The following is a 17,343-nucleotide window of genomic DNA, read 5'->3' as shown; positions in this document are numbered from 1 at the left end:
CAGTTTTATTTTTTTGACACAATAACACGAGCCGGACGAATAATTCGGTCCGCCAATTTATATCCTTTCTGAAATACAGTGACGATTGTATTAGGCTCTGCATCAGGCACTGCCACCATTGACATGGCTTCATGTTCCTGGGGATTAAACAATTGCCCCTGCGGATCAATCTGCACAACATCCTGCTTGGCCAGCGCATCCAGAAATAACTTCATCGTAAGTTCGAGGCCTTCATACATGCCATCCTGAGCCGATTTATCAGCCAACTGCATTGCTTGTTCCAGGCTGTCAGCTACAGGAAGAAGCGAGGTGATAAATTTCTCCAGCCCGTAGCGATGGGCGTTGGCGATATCGCGTTCAGCCCGACGTCGGACATTTTCAAGCTCGGCCATTGCGCGTACCGATTTTTCCCAGTTCTCATGAGCCTGTTGCTCAGCCAGAGTCAGCTTTTCCTCGAGCGCGGTGTAGCTTGGATGATCCAGGGCAGTTTCAGATGCTTTTCCACTGCTCCCGCTCTCACCTTCCTCTTCATCCGTATCAATTGAATTTTCAGTGTCTTCATTGAGTTTTTGCTCGATTTCTTCTTTAATTTTTTTCCAGTCTTTTGTTTTTTCACTGCTCATCTGAACAACTCCTGAATTTACCGACAACAGAAAATGGGGATGATAACTATAAATTCAAGGCTTGCATGGAAATTTTTTATCATTTTTTTGAAGAATAGTAGCAATGGATATTCGTAACGCTTTGCTCCCCTGGCTGATTCCTTCTTGCTACTCCCACGCAGTTATCGCATACTTGTTGAATTATTAATGTAATCCAAGGTGCTTATGAACGCGTGGTCGCCAACTTCCTGGCAACAGTTCTCCTACCAGCAAGCAGCAGTCTATCCTGATCAAACACAGCTGGAAAAAGTCGTTGAACAGTTGAGTCAGTTACCGCCGCTGGTGACCAGCGGTGAAATTAAAAATCTCAGAAAAGAAATTGCGCTCGCAGGACAGGGAAAAGCGTTTATTCTGCAAGGAGGCGATTGCGCGGAATCTTTTAGCGAATGCCGTTCGGATATTATCAGTAACAAACTGAAAATTCTTCTGCAGATGAGCCTGATTCTACTGCATGGAATGCGTAAACCCATTATTCGAGTGGGGCGAATTGCCGGCCAATACGCCAAACCCCGCTCCTCTGATTTTGAAACGATTGAGGGGGTGACTCTGCCCAGCTATCGCGGTGATTTGGTTAACTCACCCCAGTTTAATGCGCAATCACGTATTCCAAACCCCAAGTTGATGCTTCAGGGTTACAGCTGTGCTGCGATGACGCTCAATTTTATCCGAGCGCTTCTCGACGGCGGCTTTGCAGATCTGAACCATCCTCAGCAATGGGACTTGCGATTTGTTGATCATTCGCCGCAAGCGGATGAATACCATTCACTGGTGCACTCAATTGCTGATTCGCTGGATTTTTTTCAGGCCATAAATGGTCATGATTTAAACAACTTAAGCAAAGTGGATTTTTATACTTCTCATGAAGCCTTACATCTGCATTATGAGCAGGCCTTGACCCGGCGTTTGCATGACGGACTGTGGTACGATTTATCCACTCACCTTCCCTGGATAGGAATGAGAACCGCGCAACTGGATAGCGCCCATCTCGAATTTATGCGGGGTATTCAAAATCCTATTGGAATTAAGGTCGGACCGAAAGCCACGCGGGAATGGCTGATTGATGTACTGAAAATTATTAACCCTGATTGCGAGGCAGGAAGAGTATTACTGATTACCCGGTTTGGCGCACAATCAATTTCTCAATTATTGCCTCCTTTAATTGAAGCAGTGCACTCGACTAATATTCCAGTCACCTGGTCTTGCGATCCTATGCATGGAAATACAGAAACTACTGCAGTTGGAATAAAAACCCGTCATTTTGATAATATTTTATCAGAATTGCAGCAAGCCGATCGAATTCATACTGAAATGAACAGCAATTTAGGTGGTGTTCATTTTGAATTAACTGGAGATAATGTCACCGAATGCATCGGTGGAGCCCGTGGCTTAAGTGAAGAAGATTTAAAGCACGCTTATAAAAGCCTCGTTGATCCTCGCCTGAATTATGAACAATCATTAGAAATGGCAATTCAGCTAAGCCGGCATTTTAATCCTCGCCCAATGAAGAAAACCGAGGAAGAACAAGGAGCCTGACAGGCGTTTCGGCTATGCGGCGACTAAACACCCTGGTATAACCGGATTTTATTTGGGCTTTTTCATGGGAGTTTCAAATACAGACTGGATATATTCAGGGATCCTTTCTTCCAGCCAATAGACTGGCAAACCTGGCATACTCCCGCTGATAAAGCCCACATGCCCGCCCTTCTCACTTAACTCTAAAGTAACTTTATCAGATAACTCCCCATTAGAAGGGATAACCTCCGTAGTCATAAAAGGATCATCCTTGGCATGAATAATTAAGGTTTCCGTCGCTATTTTTGATAAATAAGGCAGCGAACTCGCTTTGGCATAATAATCATTCGCACTGGAGAAACCATGCAAAGGAGCGGTTATATTTTCATCAAAACTGCGAAAACAATTGGATTGTTGCAGTCTGCTGGAAATATCTTCCCATTGATCGGCATAAATCTGCTGCTTCCTTACAACCAGTTTTTTCAATTTCTTCAGCAGATAGGCTTGGTAGAGGCGGCAAAAGCCTTTATCTATTTTTTCAGCAACAATATTTAATTTGAAAGGTACTGAAACAGCGACTGCAGTTTGGATAAGGTTCTGTTCGCCTGCTTCTCCCAGCCACTTCAAGAGCACATTGCCTCCTAAAGAGATCCCTACCGCTGCTTTCGGGACGTCATGCTCCCTATCTGCGAGGATATTCAGGAAATGAGAAAAATCACTGGTATCACCGGAGTGATAAATTCTTGGCAAACGATTTGGCTTACTGCCGCCTCCACGAAAATGCATCATTACTGCTCGCCAGCCTGCTTTATTAAATGATTGCATTAAGCCGGCGGCATAGGTCGAATTCAGATTTCCACCAAGACCATGCAACAGAACAACCACTGGTGCATTCTGTGGCACCCCCTTAGTCATCCAGGATAATTGCAGAAAATCACCATCAGCCAATTCGATGCGTTCGCTTTTATCGATAACAAATCGAATGCTGCGCGCAATAGTGGGATAGATGGTTTGACTATGTGCATTACCCAGCCACCAGGCCGGCTTAAATTGACTCTCGGTAATCACTTGCTTTCCTTATGATAAGCAGGGCTAAAGGTTTGTACAGCCTGCAATAACATACTGACATGTTCAGGAGGAACGTCCGGTGTAATCCCATGCCCCAGATTAAAAATATGACCGTGTCCATTTCCATAAGAGGCGAGAATACGTTCTACTTCTTTAGTAATGGTCTCTTCATCGCTTAAAAGCAAGGCCGGTTCAAAATTTCCCTGCAGGCTCAACCGGTCCTCAAGCAGTGCTCTGGCCTCTCCCAGATCCGCTGTCCAATCCAGCCCCAAGGCATCGCAACCGGTTTCAGCCATTTGCAAGAGCCATTGCGCTCCACCCTTGGTAAATAAAATTACGGGAATATGGGGATACTGTTTTTTTATATTTTGGACAATTTCTCTCATCGGATTGAGTGAAAAATTCAGATAATTCTCGGTTGACAGGAGTCCACCCCAGGTATCAAACAACATGACGGCGTTAACACCTGAATGGATCTGTGCAAGTAAATAGTGAGTAACCGCATGAGTTAGTTTATTTAATAACAACCTGGCAATCTGTGGCTCTTTCTCAATCAGCTGCATGCAGCGGGGAAACTGACGGCTGCTTTGGCCCTCCACCATGTAGCAGGCAAGCGTCCAGGGGCTGCCTGAAAAACCAATCAAAGGCAGATCGGCGGGCATCTCTCGACGGATTAATTCAACTGCGTTAAAAACATAGGAAAGCCCTTCGTTTAATTGCTCAAAAGGAAGCGCTTTAATGGCATTTTCAGTATGCAGCGGAAATCGGAAACAGGGCCCCTCGCCTTCCACAAAATGCAGGCCAAGCCCCATTGCATCCGGAATGGTTAAAATGTCTGAAAACAAAATAGCGGCATCCAGAGGAAACCGCCTGAGCGGCTGCAAGGTGACTTCGCACGCCAGCTCGGGGGTTTTGCAAAGGGTCATGAAGTCGCCGGCCTGTGCACGAACCCGACGATATTCCGGTAAATAACGTCCTGCCTGTCTCATTAACCAAGCAGGAGTTCTTGGTACTGCCTCTCGGCGCAGACTGCGCAGGAAAATTGATTCGTTCACACCCATTGTTTTTAACCTTCCGATAAAAATTGTATTCTATCGCAGATTAACCTGTTTCACATAGACGTGTCTGTCATTTCCGAGCAGGCTTTGTTGCATAAATACAACCAACCAACTAATCTGCCTTTGCGAACAAAGTGAAGCCAGACCGAAACTTGAATGGAGTTAGGATCTGCTTCGCTAACGCTCGCAAAGACGGTTTTTTGTGTACCTGTCTTTATTCACGCACAACGTCTTTCCGCAGAGGCTGGAATCCGATGATTCAGATTCCGAACTCCGCAGACCTTTCCTTAAGAATTTCACCACTCATCGGTACGGTAACGGCTCTGCACAAGCTTTCATCAGGGAACTGATAATCCCGGGCCAGATTGGCATTTTGTTTAAAGACAAGAACCTGTTTGTGATGTCCATCAGTTTCACTGATCGGACTTGCACCGCGTTTGAAATAACGTATCACGGGCAGTTGTCTGCCTTCATCCAGCTGTTTCAACTGCCATCTGAAATCCTGGTTAACCGATGCCAGATTAGTATACAGGCGTTGCGAGGAATCAAACATTTCTTCTTCAGAAGGGAACTCTTGCCCTTCATTAAGCTCAAGCCACATTTCCATTTTCTCAGACCCTTCATCGTCATGATAAACATAAAACGCTTTTTTGAGTACCTGTGACTTGAGTTCCTCGTCATCGGTGATTGCGCGTTCCAGCTCCGTGAAAGCCAGATTGGCCCCGTTATAAACCACGGTAGACTCGCGTCCCCAGACAAACATTAAAGGAAGATTGGTTTTAGGTTTATTGAAAATGCCGTATTTAGCCATCACTGCCTGAACGTCACTGCAGGCATAAAGGCGGCCCTCATCTCCCAATTTATAGCGCGCCCGTTGCGAGGATTGGTAATCATGAGTACAGGTAAAGATTAATTGGTTCTTTTCATCGCATTCCACATGATAGTTCATCGTATCATAATGAAATACCATCGGAATGCCTTTATTCTCTCCAAAGAGCTCACGAGCAAGGCCCGGGTGCTTTTCAAGCGCCTTTCGCAGTGCTATTTCAAATTCGGTTTCAACGCCCAGATTAATATCAAGATCTGAGGCGCCGTAAGAGGAGTAGACCTGGTTGAACCCTTTTTCTATCAACAATTCACGCATTGCCTCTGAAATGGCCTGACCTCCAACTACACCAATTGCCGAAAAATCCTCAAACTGATAGCCTTTACTTTCAACATAGGCGGTCAAATCCTTTAAAAAGGGTGGATATCCGGCAATGATGATCTGCTGCTTGTCCTTGTTTAACTCGGCAGCCATCCGTCGGATTTCAGATTTATACCGCTGAACAAGCTCAGCAGTTCGACCCTCACTTTGCTGGAATGCTTCTTTCAAAGCATCATATAAGTCCAGATCACGGTTCTTTAAAACCTTGGCCAAAGTATCCTTAATTAACTTGCCAATCAGCTCTTTATCGCCGTCTGTGATTTTTCCTGGATGTTTATTCTGCCAGCGATCTAAGGCCTGTTCGCGTAAATCCGTGTCATAACGAACTATGCGGAGTAATTCGTCCAGAATCTTTTCTTTATCGCAACCGGTAGCAAACACACTGCCGGTATTTCGCATCAGCTCATAGGTAGTTAAACCCGTTGCCCAGGGACCCAGTGCAAAAGCATCAATATAATGAAGTTTGCGATCACCAAACTGAATTTTTGCAGCTAATTGCAATGATTCTTTTACAAGCTCAACCTCTTCATGGCTGCGGACCCATGCAGTAGGCTTTCCAGTGGTGCCGGTTGAGGTATCCACTTTCGCTTTTGCAGGAAATTTACCATGACGATGCGTTCTGTTCTCATGTTTATCATTATGTTTAATATAATTTTCTTTGGTGGTAACCGGGAGGTCAGAAAATGTGGTTTCAGAATTAATTTTACAATTGAAGCGTGATAAATGCTCTTTGTATGCAGGAATCTCTTTATAGGCTTGCTTAGCTCGTTTCTTGGCCAATACTTCTCCGGCCTCAAAAATGTCTTTTTCCGTACGTACAAAAAGAAAACGGGCTTTAATCCGGTTTACGCCGCTAATCGTTTTTTTATACAACCAACTCAGAAAGCCGCCTTTAAGGCTATCGCCAATCGCATTACGCCAATTGCTGATTTTTCTCTTGTTATGTTCTCCAGCATGTCGTAAACGCTCACCAGCCATCCCCTGAGCTTTAGCAGTATCTCGATTTTCGTAGTCATCTGTCCAGAATTGCGATTGAAGAGTGGCGATTAGGTCTGCATCCTTCATCCCTTTAGGATTTTTAATACCAAGGTATTTAATAAGACTGTTTCGATTGACCCTAAATGTAGATAATTCTTCAGTACCATCCTGATTAATTTTTTTAGCATTGATTTTTATTGTTTTATAAGCTAATGAACCAAATCCGCTGTGGAGAGTAACCCCGTTTTTTCCTAATTCATTTCTGGGATTGGTAGCGCCATTTTTAAATAAAAGTCTTTTACCATATTCAGAATGAGAGAACAAAATCACGGGGCTATCGATTGAATAAGCAGCCATACTTTTTCCATTAACTTGCTAAAAGAGTGCTTATTTAATCAAAAAATTATTAACAGAATATTAAAAAGAATTTTTAGGTGAAGGACTGGAAGTTACCTACTGCGGACATCGCCCGCGGTAGGTAACATTTTATTGAGGATTAAGAAACAATCGCACAACTTATGGCCGCTGAACCATGCTCGAGCAGTCCAATGCCGTTCGTTAAACCAAGCACTGTTTGCGCTGAAGTATAGATATCCGGCGGAACAGAGGGCGGAGGTGGCGCATTCCCAAGTCCCAACTGGCCAAACTCATTTTTACCCCAGCATTGCATCTGACCATTAATCAGAAGAGCACAGGCATGCACCAGACCGGAACTCACATCAATTGCAGGTGCGCTAATTCCCAAAACCATAGTCGGGAACGGGCTATTGTCAAGCGTACCATTACCCAATTGGGCAGCATTATTTAATCCCCAGGCATATACCAAACCATTGCTGCCAAGCGCTGTAGTATGAAAGCCTCGACCTGACAAATCAGTAATGCCGGATAATACGCCAACGTTGTTAACTCCCACAACGGTTGTTGGAGTCGGTACGGACGGACTGAATTGCCCCATGCCCACCTGCCCTACATTGTTCACTCCCCAGCATTTGACCTGAGTATTTGCTAAAAGAGCACAGGAGGTAAAACTCGAGGTGGTAATGGCAATGGCATTATCAACGCCTATTACCGGAGCAGCGGGGAAAAACTGAGGCAGAGGCGCGGTTGTACCATTTCCTAACTGACCAAAGTCATTTCCTCCCCAACAGGATACCTGCCCGTTCGCGAGCACAGCGCAAGTATGATAAAAGCCGGCGCTGACTTCGACCGCGTTAGTAATTCCAGCCACAGTCACAGGCGTGCTGCTGTTCGTGGTCAGACCATTTCCTAACTGGCCTACGTTATTAGCACCCCAGCACTGTACCGTACCATTGGCGAGCACTGCGCAGGCATGCGTCTCACCCGCACTAATATCCACAGCAGTATTGATTCCAACTACGTTGACAGCTGTTAAGGAAGTAGCTCCAGGAAGTGGAGCGCCATTTCCTAACTGACCCAGGTTATTGGCACCCCAGCACTGAACCTGGCGAGTGGCCAACAGGGCGCAGGTATAGGTGGAACCGCCGCTTATCTCGGTAGCGTTAGTAATTCCCATAACTAGACTCAATGGGTCTGCCGGAGAGGTTACAGGAAGCGCTGGAGGTGTTGTTGTATTATTCCCCAGTTGTCCGGTATTATTCTCCCCCCAACATTGCACTGGGCCTACAGGGCCAATTTCAACCGACAAGGGTAAGGGACTGTTATCCGCATTTAAGCCCGTCGCAGTAATCACGAAATTATTCGAGAATACCGGTGATGGGATGTTATAGCTGATATTACAACTGCTATTGGGTAATAAGCTGGCGCCACAGCCATTAGAGAAATAAGCGTTGTAGGGCGCTGGAATGCTTATCTGTAAATTGGTAACCGTATTAATTCCGGTATTGCTTAATGTAATATTACCACTGGTATCGGTCAGTAAATCAACATTAGTTACCGGAACCCCATTATAAAGCCACAGCAGGTGTCCGCTGGTCGCAGCAACTACACTGATATTCAAAATTTCCAGAGCGCTTGGCCGGGAACACAGAAAAGGATCAGGGCTATTATTTCCAGGTCCATAGGTTTTGCAAATTACGGGACCATCATGAATACCGCTGACAGGTAATTGGCTGCCATTAACTTGCAGAGCAAGCACACAGGTTTGTCCCGGATTCAAATAAAACGGATTACTGCAAGTGCCTGCATTGACCACCTGAGCAATGCCCGGCAGAGGCTGCATGGTGAGCATACGGGGAATGCTGGTATTATTTCGTACCAGATAACTGACAGAGGATGAAGCGTTGGAAGGAACTTGTAAGACTGTAGGGCTCAGAGGGGCCAGACCAAATTTTGGAATTGCCGCATCAACCACCCCGGAAAAAATCAAACTGGTAAAAAAACCAGCTTTTAACCATTGTTTTATCACCTTTTTATCCTTAAAAAATTGGGATGAGCGATATTACCTTAAATAAAAAACTAATAACAGATCGAAGTATTCCTCCCTTTCAATGCTGCATTATTTCAAGGAGATGTCAGTATCTAGAATATTGACTTGTTAATCGCGATTTCACGGGCCGTGTGCCTAGCTATCAAATCCTGATTAACCAACTGGGTCAAATGCTGATCCAGTGTCTGCATTCCTCTGCTTTGTCCTGTCTGAATTGAAGAATACATCTGAGCCACTTTATCTTCACGAATCAGATTTCTGATTGCAGAGTTGCACATCATAATTTCCAGAGCAGCCAGTCGTCCTCCGCCTCGCTTCTTTAACAGTGTCTGCGCTATCACCGCCTGTAAAGATTCAGAAAGCATTGTACGGATCATTGATTTTTCATCACCAGGGAACACATCAATAATTCGATTAATTGTTTTGGTTGCTGAATTCGTGTGTAGAGTTCCAAACACTAAATGGCCTGTCTCTGCTGCGGTCATCGCCAGACGAATGGTTTCGAGATCTCTTAGCTCACCGACAAGAATGATATCGGGGTCCTCTCGCAGGGCAGAACGCAAGGCAGCACCGAAACTGTGTGTGTCGCGATGCACTTCCCGTTGATTGACGAGGCATTTTTTGCTGGTATGCAAAAACTCAATAGGGTCTTCGATGGTTAGAATATGATCGTAGCGATTTGAGTTAATGTAATCAATCACCGCTGCCAGTGTGGTGCTTTTTCCTGAACCTGTAGGACCGGTAACCAATACCAGCCCCTTGGGAAACGAGGCAATTTCGGTAAACACTGGCGGCAATCCCAAGTCTTCCATGCTCAGAATTTTGGAAGGAATAGTTCTGAATACCGCCCCTGCACCGCGAGCCTGATTAAAGGCATTAACCCTGAAGCGCGCCAGATTTGCAATTTCAAAAGAAAAATCTGTTTCCAGATGCTCTTCATACTCCTTGCGCTGCTTGTCATTCATAATATCATAAATGATTTTGATTACCTCTTTATGCTCCAGGGGGGGGATATTGATTTTTCTCAAATCACCGTCAACCCGAATCATAGGAGGCATTCCGGCGGACAAATGCAAATCAGAGGAGTTGTTTTTAACAGAAAAAGCCAGCAGCTCGGCAATATCCATATAGTGCTCTAAGTCATTGGAATAATTGCAAGATTAACTCAGGATGCTGCTCAGAGCAAATTCACTCATAAATCAAAATCAGTTATGATGTTGCTATTTATGAATCTGAAAAATGACTATAGCACAGCGAATTATCCGGATAAAAAATCATATTCAAAAGCTTGAAGCCGAATTCCACCGGCCATCAGGCAGCGTCACCCTGCTTGCAGTCAGCAAAGGCCACAGCAGTGAATCGATTCGCCAGGCGCAGGCAGCAGGATTAAATGAATTCGGCGAAAATTACTGGCAGGAAGCTCAAAAAAAGATCTCTGATTTACGAGATCTGCCAATCCGCTGGCATTTTATTGGAGCTATTCAGAGCAATAAAACTGCAGAAATCGCAGCCTGTGTTGAATGGGTTCACAGTGTAGACAAAGAAAAAACCGCCCGCCTGCTCAGCATGCATCGCCCGGCTTCCATGCCGCCTCTTAAAATCTGCATTCAGGTGAAGCTTGACCAGGAAGCCAGTAAATCAGGGATTACGCCAGAGGAATTAGCGCCGCTTGCCAGATTAATCACTGAACTGCCCCGTCTTGAGCTTTGCGGCCTGATGGCGATTCCCATGCCTCGTGAGAATGAAACAGAACAATATCAGAGTCTTTTACGGCTGTCTCAGCTGCTTGACAAACTCAATCAGCAAACTGGTCTTAAACTCAATACACTCTCAATGGGAATGAGTGATGACATGGACGCTGCGATTAAAGCAGGGAGCACTATGATTAGAATAGGCCGAGCTATTTTTGGAGAGCGTCAATGAAAATAAGTATCATTGGTTATGGTAATATGGCCAAAGCCCTGGCGCACAATTTAATCACTCAGCCAGACATTCAATTAGCTGTTTCCTCGCCCTCTTTAAAAAAAGAACAGTTACCCAGCGGATTATTCACTGATTTTAACAACAAAGCGATTATTGAAAACGCAGATCTGGTTGTCCTGGCGATCAAACCATTTAAAGTAAATGAAGTACTTACCGAAATTGGAGGGCATCTGCCTGAACAAGCCGTTTTACTGTCAGTGGCGGCCGGTATCAGCCTTGAGCACCTGGCTCGATACTGCCCAAAGACCCAGGCTATCGTCAGGAGCATGCCCAATACTCCGATTGCAGTTGGCAAGGGCGTTACGGCACTGGTTGCCAATCCCCAAATCAGTGAAAAACAACGTCAACGAGTTGAGCGCCTGTTTAACTCCGGAGGCTATGCTTTCTGGATTGAAAATGAGGAACTTCTCAATCCCATTACCGCCTTGTCAGGCAGCGGGCCGGCCTATGTCTATTTGTTTTTGGAAGCGCTGACTGAAGGCTCAGAAAAGCTGGGGATCAACAGAGCTCAGGCAGAATTTATCGCTAAACAGACCATTCTGGGAGCAATTGATTTGCTAAATAGCACACAATCATCTCCAGAAACCTTGAGGCAGAATGTCACCTCGGCAGGCGGCACTACAGCAGCTGCACTGGATGTACTGCAGAAAGGACAGTTTAAGCAATTACTTGAAAGCGCACTTCAAAAAGCGTCTGAGCGAGCTCAGGAATTGGGCGAATCACTCAATACCCTTTAATCTCGGAAGTGTTTATACTTAAAATCAGTGATCTCAAGGAGAATAAGATGTCTGATATTCAATCACCTCAGCTGGCGGAAATGATTTCCACTTTAGTGACTGAGGCAGAAAATAATAATACTCTGAAAAAACAACTGATTGAAAAGCCCAAAGAAACTTTAAAAAGCAGGGGAATCACAATAGAAGGTTACCGTATTGTGGTAGAAGACAATCCCGGATATCCATTGTTTTTTGCCCTGGAACCTGAAAACATTCACTCATTACCGACACCTCTTGTCGAGCCACCTGAGGATTCATTTCGTGACTCGCATTTTCTTGATTGTCAACACTATTAACCCAGGGATGGACTATGAATAACCTTCGTGACTGGCTTGACAGGCTGTTTAGTACTGAGCGTTTGATGATTTGTAAAACCGGCGCTGATCCAAAATTTGAGGTGATGACCTGGATAGAACAATTTGAAGGCAGGAAAGCCTGTTTTTTTCCAGATCCACTTGGACATTCTGTTCCTATTGTCTCTGGAACACTGGGCCAGCGTTCCTGGGCTGCAGAAGCCATGAATGTCAGAGAAGAGGAAATGCTTGGTCACATTCAAAATGCTTTGCACAAGCCTCTTCCCTGGGCAGTCGTCAATCAGGAGCAAGCCCCCGTTCATGAGATTATTCATGATAAGTCAATTGACTTGTTAAAGCTTTTTCCTATTGTAACTCATCATGAAAAAGATGTAGGTCCCTATATTACGTCTGGCCTGGTGCATGGTTTGAATTTAAAAACCGGCAAGCAAAATACCTCCATTAATCGCTTGCAGGTCCATGCCCCTGACAAGCTAGGTATTCTCATGCTGCCTCGTGATCTGCATGCCTATTATCAGGATGCAGAAAGTATGGGGAAACCTCTCCCTGTGACCATAACGATAGGCCATGATCCGGTCACTAAAATGGCATCACAAATGATTGCTGCCCGCGATCAATCCGAACTTGAAATTGCAGGCGCTTTGATGGGAAGACCTTTATCTGTTGTGAAGTCTTATACCAATGATGTGTATATCCCAGCCGAAGCCGAAATTGCTATCGAAGGATTGGTGTTACCCGGAGTAAGAGCCCTGGAAGGACCGTTTGGTGAATTTCCCAAATATTACAGCGGCAGCTCGATGCTTCCTGTTATTCAGATTCAATGCATTACCCACCGGCGTAAACCGATTTTTGAAACCAACCACCCTTCCGGGCTGGAAAATGTCGTTCTGGGCGGAGTGCCTCGTGAAGCCTCCTTGCTGGAAAGAATTCGTGTTAATTTCCCCAATGTCATTGACATAAGATTAACAACGGGCGGATTAGGACGTTACCATCTGGTGGTTAAGATGAAGAAAACCAATTTGGGTGAAGCCAAAAATGTGATTTGCTGCGCCTTTGGATGCCATTATGACATCAAACTGGTGATCGTGGTGGATGATGATATTAACATTGACGATCCTAATGACATCGAATGGGCCATTGCCACTCGCTTTCAGGCAGAGCGCGATCTGGTTGTTGTAAATGGAGCCCTTGGTTCAAAACTGGATCCTTCGATTAAAAAGCATATGATCAGTTCAAAAGTGGGAATAGACGCCACCGCCTATCTGGATGAAATAGACAAATTTTATGTCACACGCGTACCCTCACCCGCTCATTATGTTTTTGAAGAACCTGGCAGCCAGGGGATTGAAGTGTTCAAAGAATATCTGGCAAAATCGGATAATGAATCCTCATGAGTTCACTAAAAACGCTTATATTACTATTTATGATGTGGCCTGGCTTTTCTTTTGGACAAGCAGTTCCATCAACCCCAATAATTGAGCGTTTTGAATTGAAAAATCCTCCTGTCGCTGGCAAAACCCGGGCGGGCCAGATTATTCTGCTCGGTGGATTTTCAGGATTAAGATTCTTAGGAAAAACCAGTGAAGGCCAACTGCAATTTTTAAGCCATACAGATCGAGGCCCTAATCCCGAGGCCTATGAAGAGAACGGGAGCACTAAACGCCCCTTCCTTCTGCCAGATTTTAATCCTCGTCTGGTTATTTTACTGGCAGATCCTGTCGGTAAAACATTGACTGTACGCCAGCAAGTTTTTCTTAAAAGTACAAACGGCAAACCCGTTTCAGGACTCCCCCCGTCTTCTGAACGCCAGGAAAAACCGGTGGATGTGTTTGGCAATAAACTGGCTTATAACCCATCAGGCCTGGATTTGGAAAGTATTGATGTCGCCAATGATCACAGTTATTGGATGGTTGATGAGTACGGTCCGTCTATCATTCATTTTACTTCACAGGGAAGGCTTTTGGAGGGCTTTTATCCGGGTAAAGGATTACCGCTAATTTTGAAACACCGTCAACTCAATCGAGGATTTGAAGGAGTCGCCCTGCAAGGCTCAAAAGTCTATGCTATTTTACAAAGTCCCTTGCAAAATCCTGCTAAGAATCCTAAAAAAGATTCGAAAATTATTCGTCTGATTGAGTTTGACATTTACAAAAAACAAACCACCGGCCAATTCATCTATCTGCTTGATAAAAAGGGTTCGGATCGAATCGGGGATATGTTGTCTCTCGGCAATGGGCGTTTTTTAGTAATTGAACAAAACGATCAGACTGGGGAAAATGCCTATAAAAAAATCTATCTGATCGCTCTCTCTCATGCGAGCAACCTGCAATCTCCAGATCCGAAACTAAAAGAACTCAATGAAAACCTGGAAAGTCAGAGCGCTGATTCACTTAAAGCCCTGGGGATTAAAACCCTGCAAAAGGAACTGGTATTAGACTTAGCCGCTCTTGGTATTAGAGATTCTAAAATTGAAGGCATCAGTCTGGTCAGGTCTAATCAGATTGCTCTAATCATCGATAATGATTTTTATTTGAATGGAAAACTTGATAAAAAGACAGGCATTGCCGGTTTAAAACATGAAAATAGCCGTTTATATCTGATTACTTTTGATAAGCCTCTGTAGCTGTCTCAGCTCTTGTCAAATCACTGTGATGCCGTAAAATGCAGAAACAACATTCGAGACTGCTTGCCAGACTCATAAAGTGCAGGTGAAAAAATGATGACAGGACTTTTAACGGCAGCCTATTTTTTAGTGTCCGTGATTTTTACATTAATACTGTTTCTTCTCTGGGCGCGGGTGATTCTGCGTTATTTTCGTTTAAGCCCTCTTCATCCTGTCAACCAAAGTATTAATGCCCTTTTAGGTCCTGTTCTCGGCCCAATTGAGCGAATGATACAGCAGGATACACCGGGAAAAACCAGAAAACCCCTTTCCCAATATGACTGGCCAGGATTGGCCCTGATTGTCGTAGTTGAGATTATCAAGTTCATCTGTCTTGGATTGCTTGCCTATGGAGGGTTGCTGCCGGTTTCCTTCATTCTTCTTTTCGTAATAGCTGATCTTGTCGTTCAGCCGCTCAACCTGATGTTTTTTGCGCTCCTGATTCGGGTGATCATGAGCTGGGTCAATCCACATTGGGAACAGCAGAATCCAGCAGGATATGTGGTTAATTTAATGACTAATCCACTGATTCGCCTTGGCCACAGAATAATTCCCAATGTTTCAGGATTTGATTTTGCACCCTACATTATGATGGTGATGATCAAAGTCATTACTTTATTCATTAGCGCGTCCATGCCTTTACCGTTAGTGTAGGGTGCTGATGCACAGGGAAGTGCTCGCTCAATCAGCTTGAATAGCTTATTGTCGGAGCTTCATCCCCCTGCTGATCATGGTCAAACTCCACCTCCGGCGAATCATCTGCAACTTGTGCTTTCTTAAACAATTGCAATTCCTGCTTAATGCTGATCGTGCTAGCCACCGACTCTGATTTCATGGTAAAGACAAGAGGGAGCTTAAAAAATTGACAGACGGCATTAAGAAAGCCTCTGAACCCCTCGGTGCGTTTAATCGATGCAGAGGTATCGGCCACGTCGCTTACTGCTTGCTGGATCTTGCTGTGTTTGTCCGTGGAATCACTTAGTAGAATGGATGATAGCTTATTGTATAAATCAATTAATATATTCTTCTCTTCCCCTCGTAATGTTTTGCTGCTATGTACAGCGGACACCTGACTATTCAAATAGTTCAGATCTTTCGCCTGACTATTATCCTGACCAAGATCCTTTGCAATTCTTTCCCAGACTACCAATTCGCTTCTGGTAATGGGAATATTGGTTTCTTTGATAGCCTTACCCGTATCCACAATATCTTTCAAATTTTTCGTTCGGGCAAGAATGGCATTGAAAAACTCAACCTCTTCTGCATTCTTGTTTTCTTTTAATAGCGCCTCTATGCCCTGAATAATCTGCTTAAGTTCATCTCTTCCAGTACTGGCCGGTATTATGATACAAAGACCAGAGTTTTCTGATAAGAGCTGATCATAACGAGTAATAGTATTGCCAGCAGCCTTGAGCGCATTAGTATAATTCTCTAACATCTGCTCATTAGTTCCTTTATGCAGCTCATATTCCTCAGGACTGAGCCGTCCTTCTGCAAGTTCTGTGTCCAGACCACCATTCAGATCTTCTTCTACATTCCTCAGAGAATCCTGAATGCCCTCTTTTAATTCAACTACTTTTTTACGTTTAGCTGCAGTTTCCTTACTTATTTCATCAGGATTTTCAATTTTAATTGTTAGAGCCATGATTAATCTCAACTACATACATACTTTCTATAAGTATAAAAAAGAATTCTGAAGCCTTTATTAACAAAGTCGTTGAATAAAACATTTTTTATTCCGGCAGACTAAATCACTTTATTTTTCTTCACAGGGTATATACTGATTATGAGGGAACTTGAGGAGGCTGAAATGGCCGGAAAAATTGCAGTAGCAGCTGTAGTAACTGTTATTTGCCCCTGTATGCTCTGGGCAGCTGATTCAGTATATTGCCCGCAGAATCACGGGTATATCAATGTGGGAATGACTCAGGATCAGGTTATCGCCGCCTGTGGACAACCTTTAAGTCAGCAAAACTCTAACAAACCTCTGATGCAGAAAATTCCTGCGCAACAGCTTTATTACAACAATGAAGGAGCTCCAACCGCCTTTTATGGTGTATGGAAGCTGCCTGTCGGAAACAGTAATTACGGCAGCGCGCCCTTTCAGGGAACTGCGGGCGGGGTGCAGTTGCAGGTAGACGTAGTTAATAATCAGGTTCATGACATTGTTCTTAATGGTAATTCCACTAATGCTTTTTCTATTTGCGGAGGTACCAGCATTCAGGCAGGTGATCCGGTCGGTAAAGTATATGGCGCCTGTGGAAGCCCCTCTATCGTGAACAATACCTTTATCGAAGTGCCTGTGCAAAGTCAGACTAAACCGCAGATTTGGACCTACCAGCCTTCCCAGTATGGCCCGCCCATGTCCTTGACTTTTGTTGACGGCAAACTACAATCCATCGATTAATTCTTCCAAAGGTTTATAAATGAGTGAAACAATTGATGATTTGACTATTGCTTTTAGCGAAAATGGCACAGAAACTACCAAAGAATTGGATAAATATGTGTTAACCAAGGGGGCCTGGACCACTATTATGTTTAAATATCAGGATTGGGATAATGCAAAAAACGATTTCGGCCCGATCAAATATTCCATAAGACGCTATCAGAAAAGGAATAATCAATACTGGATGAAATCCAAATTTAATATTTCCAGTGAAGATCAGGCGCGGAAAATTGTTGAAGTGTTAAACCAGTGGCTGGCAGCTGAGTAATT

At 44.3% G+C, this 17,343-nt stretch carries 16 protein-coding genes; 9 read left to right on the top strand and 7 right to left on the bottom strand.

Translation table 11 applies throughout. The features are described 5' to 3' along the window. Window positions 1-5 precede the first annotated feature (5 nt). A complete protein-coding gene (gene grpE, locus LXA66_RS13575) occupies window positions 6-623 on the bottom strand; it encodes a nucleotide exchange factor GrpE (RefSeq protein WP_058507561.1) in 618 nt (205 codons plus the stop codon). A 204-nt stretch (window positions 624-827) separates the two neighbouring features. On the opposite strand from grpE, the gene LXA66_RS13570 reads away from it, so the two are divergent. After that, complete coding sequence (locus LXA66_RS13570) at window positions 828-2,195, top strand: 3-deoxy-7-phosphoheptulonate synthase class II (protein ID WP_233013586.1); 1,368 nt, start codon at window positions 828-830, stop codon at window positions 2,193-2,195. Window positions 2,196-2,243: 48 nt separating this feature from the next. Here the strand turns inward: LXA66_RS13570 and LXA66_RS13565 are convergent, their stop codons facing one another. The 5 genes from LXA66_RS13565 to LXA66_RS13545 form a co-directional block, all read right to left on the bottom strand. Continuing rightward, the gene (locus tag LXA66_RS13565; protein ID WP_233013585.1) at window positions 2,244-3,242 is read right to left on the bottom strand and encodes a hydrolase; all 999 of its coding nucleotides are present in this window, start codon (window positions 3,240-3,242) and stop codon (window positions 2,244-2,246) included. After that, a complete protein-coding gene (gene hemE / locus LXA66_RS13560; protein ID WP_233013584.1) occupies window positions 3,239-4,303 on the bottom strand; it encodes a uroporphyrinogen decarboxylase in 1,065 nt (354 codons plus the stop codon). Before hemE ends, LXA66_RS13565 begins: the two co-directional genes overlap by 4 nt. 256 nt (window positions 4,304-4,559) lie before the next feature. Next, window positions 4,560-6,842 (bottom strand): hypothetical protein, encoded by a 2,283-nt coding sequence (locus LXA66_RS13555; protein WP_233013583.1) that lies wholly within the window; start codon window positions 6,840-6,842, stop codon window positions 4,560-4,562. Between the two features lie 139 nt (window positions 6,843-6,981). Further along, a complete protein-coding gene (locus LXA66_RS15935; protein WP_233013582.1) occupies window positions 6,982-8,871 on the bottom strand; it encodes a hypothetical protein in 1,890 nt (629 codons plus the stop codon). A gap of 113 nt (window positions 8,872-8,984) precedes the next feature. Then, window positions 8,985-10,019 (bottom strand): type IV pilus twitching motility protein PilT, encoded by a 1,035-nt coding sequence (locus LXA66_RS13545; protein WP_112218302.1) that lies wholly within the window; start codon window positions 10,017-10,019, stop codon window positions 8,985-8,987. A gap of 112 nt (window positions 10,020-10,131) precedes the next feature. Between LXA66_RS13545 and LXA66_RS13540 the strand changes: the two genes are divergently transcribed. The 6 genes from LXA66_RS13540 to LXA66_RS13515 all read left to right on the top strand — a co-directional run bounded on the left by LXA66_RS13540 (window position 10,132) and on the right by LXA66_RS13515 (window position 15,281). Continuing rightward, the gene (locus tag LXA66_RS13540; protein ID WP_233013581.1) at window positions 10,132-10,815 is read left to right on the top strand and encodes a YggS family pyridoxal phosphate-dependent enzyme; all 684 of its coding nucleotides are present in this window, start codon (window positions 10,132-10,134) and stop codon (window positions 10,813-10,815) included. Then, on the top strand, window positions 10,812-11,612 hold the full coding sequence (gene proC / locus LXA66_RS13535) for a pyrroline-5-carboxylate reductase (RefSeq protein WP_233013580.1): 801 nt from the start codon (window positions 10,812-10,814) through the stop codon (window positions 11,610-11,612). The genes LXA66_RS13540 and proC overlap by 4 nt, the downstream gene beginning before the upstream one ends. Before the next feature lie 47 nt (window positions 11,613-11,659). Beyond that, the gene (locus LXA66_RS13530) at window positions 11,660-11,947 is read left to right on the top strand and encodes a hypothetical protein (RefSeq protein WP_233013579.1); all 288 of its coding nucleotides are present in this window, start codon (window positions 11,660-11,662) and stop codon (window positions 11,945-11,947) included. Between the two features lie 14 nt (window positions 11,948-11,961). Beyond that, window positions 11,962-13,359: a UbiD family decarboxylase gene (locus LXA66_RS13525; RefSeq protein WP_233013578.1), complete on the top strand. Its 1,398-nt coding sequence runs from the start codon at window positions 11,962-11,964 to the stop codon at window positions 13,357-13,359. Beyond that, the gene (locus LXA66_RS13520; protein ID WP_233013577.1) at window positions 13,356-14,588 is read left to right on the top strand and encodes an esterase-like activity of phytase family protein; all 1,233 of its coding nucleotides are present in this window, start codon (window positions 13,356-13,358) and stop codon (window positions 14,586-14,588) included. Before LXA66_RS13525 ends, LXA66_RS13520 begins: the two co-directional genes overlap by 4 nt. 93 nt (window positions 14,589-14,681) lie before the next feature. Further along, window positions 14,682-15,281, top strand: a complete 600-nt coding sequence (locus LXA66_RS13515) for a YggT family protein (protein ID WP_233013576.1) — start codon at window positions 14,682-14,684, stop codon at window positions 15,279-15,281. Window positions 15,282-15,312: 31 nt separating this feature from the next. Here the strand turns inward: LXA66_RS13515 and LXA66_RS13510 are convergent, their stop codons facing one another. Next, entirely contained in the window at window positions 15,313-16,272 is a 960-nt protein-coding gene (locus LXA66_RS13510) for a hypothetical protein (protein ID WP_233013575.1), read from the bottom strand. A 165-nt stretch (window positions 16,273-16,437) separates the two neighbouring features. Between LXA66_RS13510 and LXA66_RS13505 the strand changes: the two genes are divergently transcribed. Together LXA66_RS13505 and LXA66_RS13500 are read left to right on the top strand one after the other, a co-directional pair. Beyond that, window positions 16,438-17,034 (top strand): DUF2845 domain-containing protein, encoded by a 597-nt coding sequence (locus LXA66_RS13505; protein WP_233013574.1) that lies wholly within the window; start codon window positions 16,438-16,440, stop codon window positions 17,032-17,034. A gap of 19 nt (window positions 17,035-17,053) precedes the next feature. Continuing rightward, complete coding sequence (locus LXA66_RS13500) at window positions 17,054-17,341, top strand: hypothetical protein (RefSeq protein ID WP_058507574.1); 288 nt, start codon at window positions 17,054-17,056, stop codon at window positions 17,339-17,341. Window positions 17,342-17,343 lie beyond the last annotated feature (2 nt).

The organism is Legionella sp. 16cNR16C (assembly GCF_021297775.1).
Classification (GTDB): domain Bacteria; phylum Pseudomonadota; class Gammaproteobacteria; order Legionellales; family Legionellaceae; genus Legionella_C; species Legionella_C quinlivanii_A.
This window is presented reverse-complemented; position numbering and strand designations above follow the sequence as displayed.

Coding starts and splice junctions, on each gene's coding strand:
- LXA66_RS13505 (WP_233013574.1), top strand. CDS start 16,438: ATGGCCGGAAAAATTGCAGTAGCAGCTGTAGTAACTGTTATTTGCCCC.
- LXA66_RS13545 (WP_112218302.1), bottom strand. CDS start 10,019: ATGGATATTGCCGAGCTGCTGGCTTTTTCTGTTAAAAACAACTCCTCT.
- LXA66_RS13555 (WP_233013583.1), bottom strand. CDS start 6,842: ATGGCTGCTTATTCAATCGATAGCCCCGTGATTTTGTTCTCTCATTCT.
- LXA66_RS13510 (WP_233013575.1), bottom strand. CDS start 16,272: ATGGCTCTAACAATTAAAATTGAAAATCCTGATGAAATAAGTAAGGAA.
- LXA66_RS13540 (WP_233013581.1), top strand. CDS start 10,132: ATGACTATAGCACAGCGAATTATCCGGATAAAAAATCATATTCAAAAG.
- LXA66_RS13525 (WP_233013578.1), top strand. CDS start 11,962: ATGAATAACCTTCGTGACTGGCTTGACAGGCTGTTTAGTACTGAGCGT.
- LXA66_RS13530 (WP_233013579.1), top strand. CDS start 11,660: ATGTCTGATATTCAATCACCTCAGCTGGCGGAAATGATTTCCACTTTA.
- proC (WP_233013580.1), top strand. CDS start 10,812: ATGAAAATAAGTATCATTGGTTATGGTAATATGGCCAAAGCCCTGGCG.
- LXA66_RS13520 (WP_233013577.1), top strand. CDS start 13,356: ATGAGTTCACTAAAAACGCTTATATTACTATTTATGATGTGGCCTGGC.
- LXA66_RS13570 (WP_233013586.1), top strand. CDS start 828: ATGAACGCGTGGTCGCCAACTTCCTGGCAACAGTTCTCCTACCAGCAA.
- grpE (WP_058507561.1), bottom strand. CDS start 623: ATGAGCAGTGAAAAAACAAAAGACTGGAAAAAAATTAAAGAAGAAATC.
- hemE (WP_233013584.1), bottom strand. CDS start 4,303: ATGGGTGTGAACGAATCAATTTTCCTGCGCAGTCTGCGCCGAGAGGCA.
- LXA66_RS13515 (WP_233013576.1), top strand. CDS start 14,682: ATGATGACAGGACTTTTAACGGCAGCCTATTTTTTAGTGTCCGTGATT.
- LXA66_RS13500 (WP_058507574.1), top strand. CDS start 17,054: ATGAGTGAAACAATTGATGATTTGACTATTGCTTTTAGCGAAAATGGC.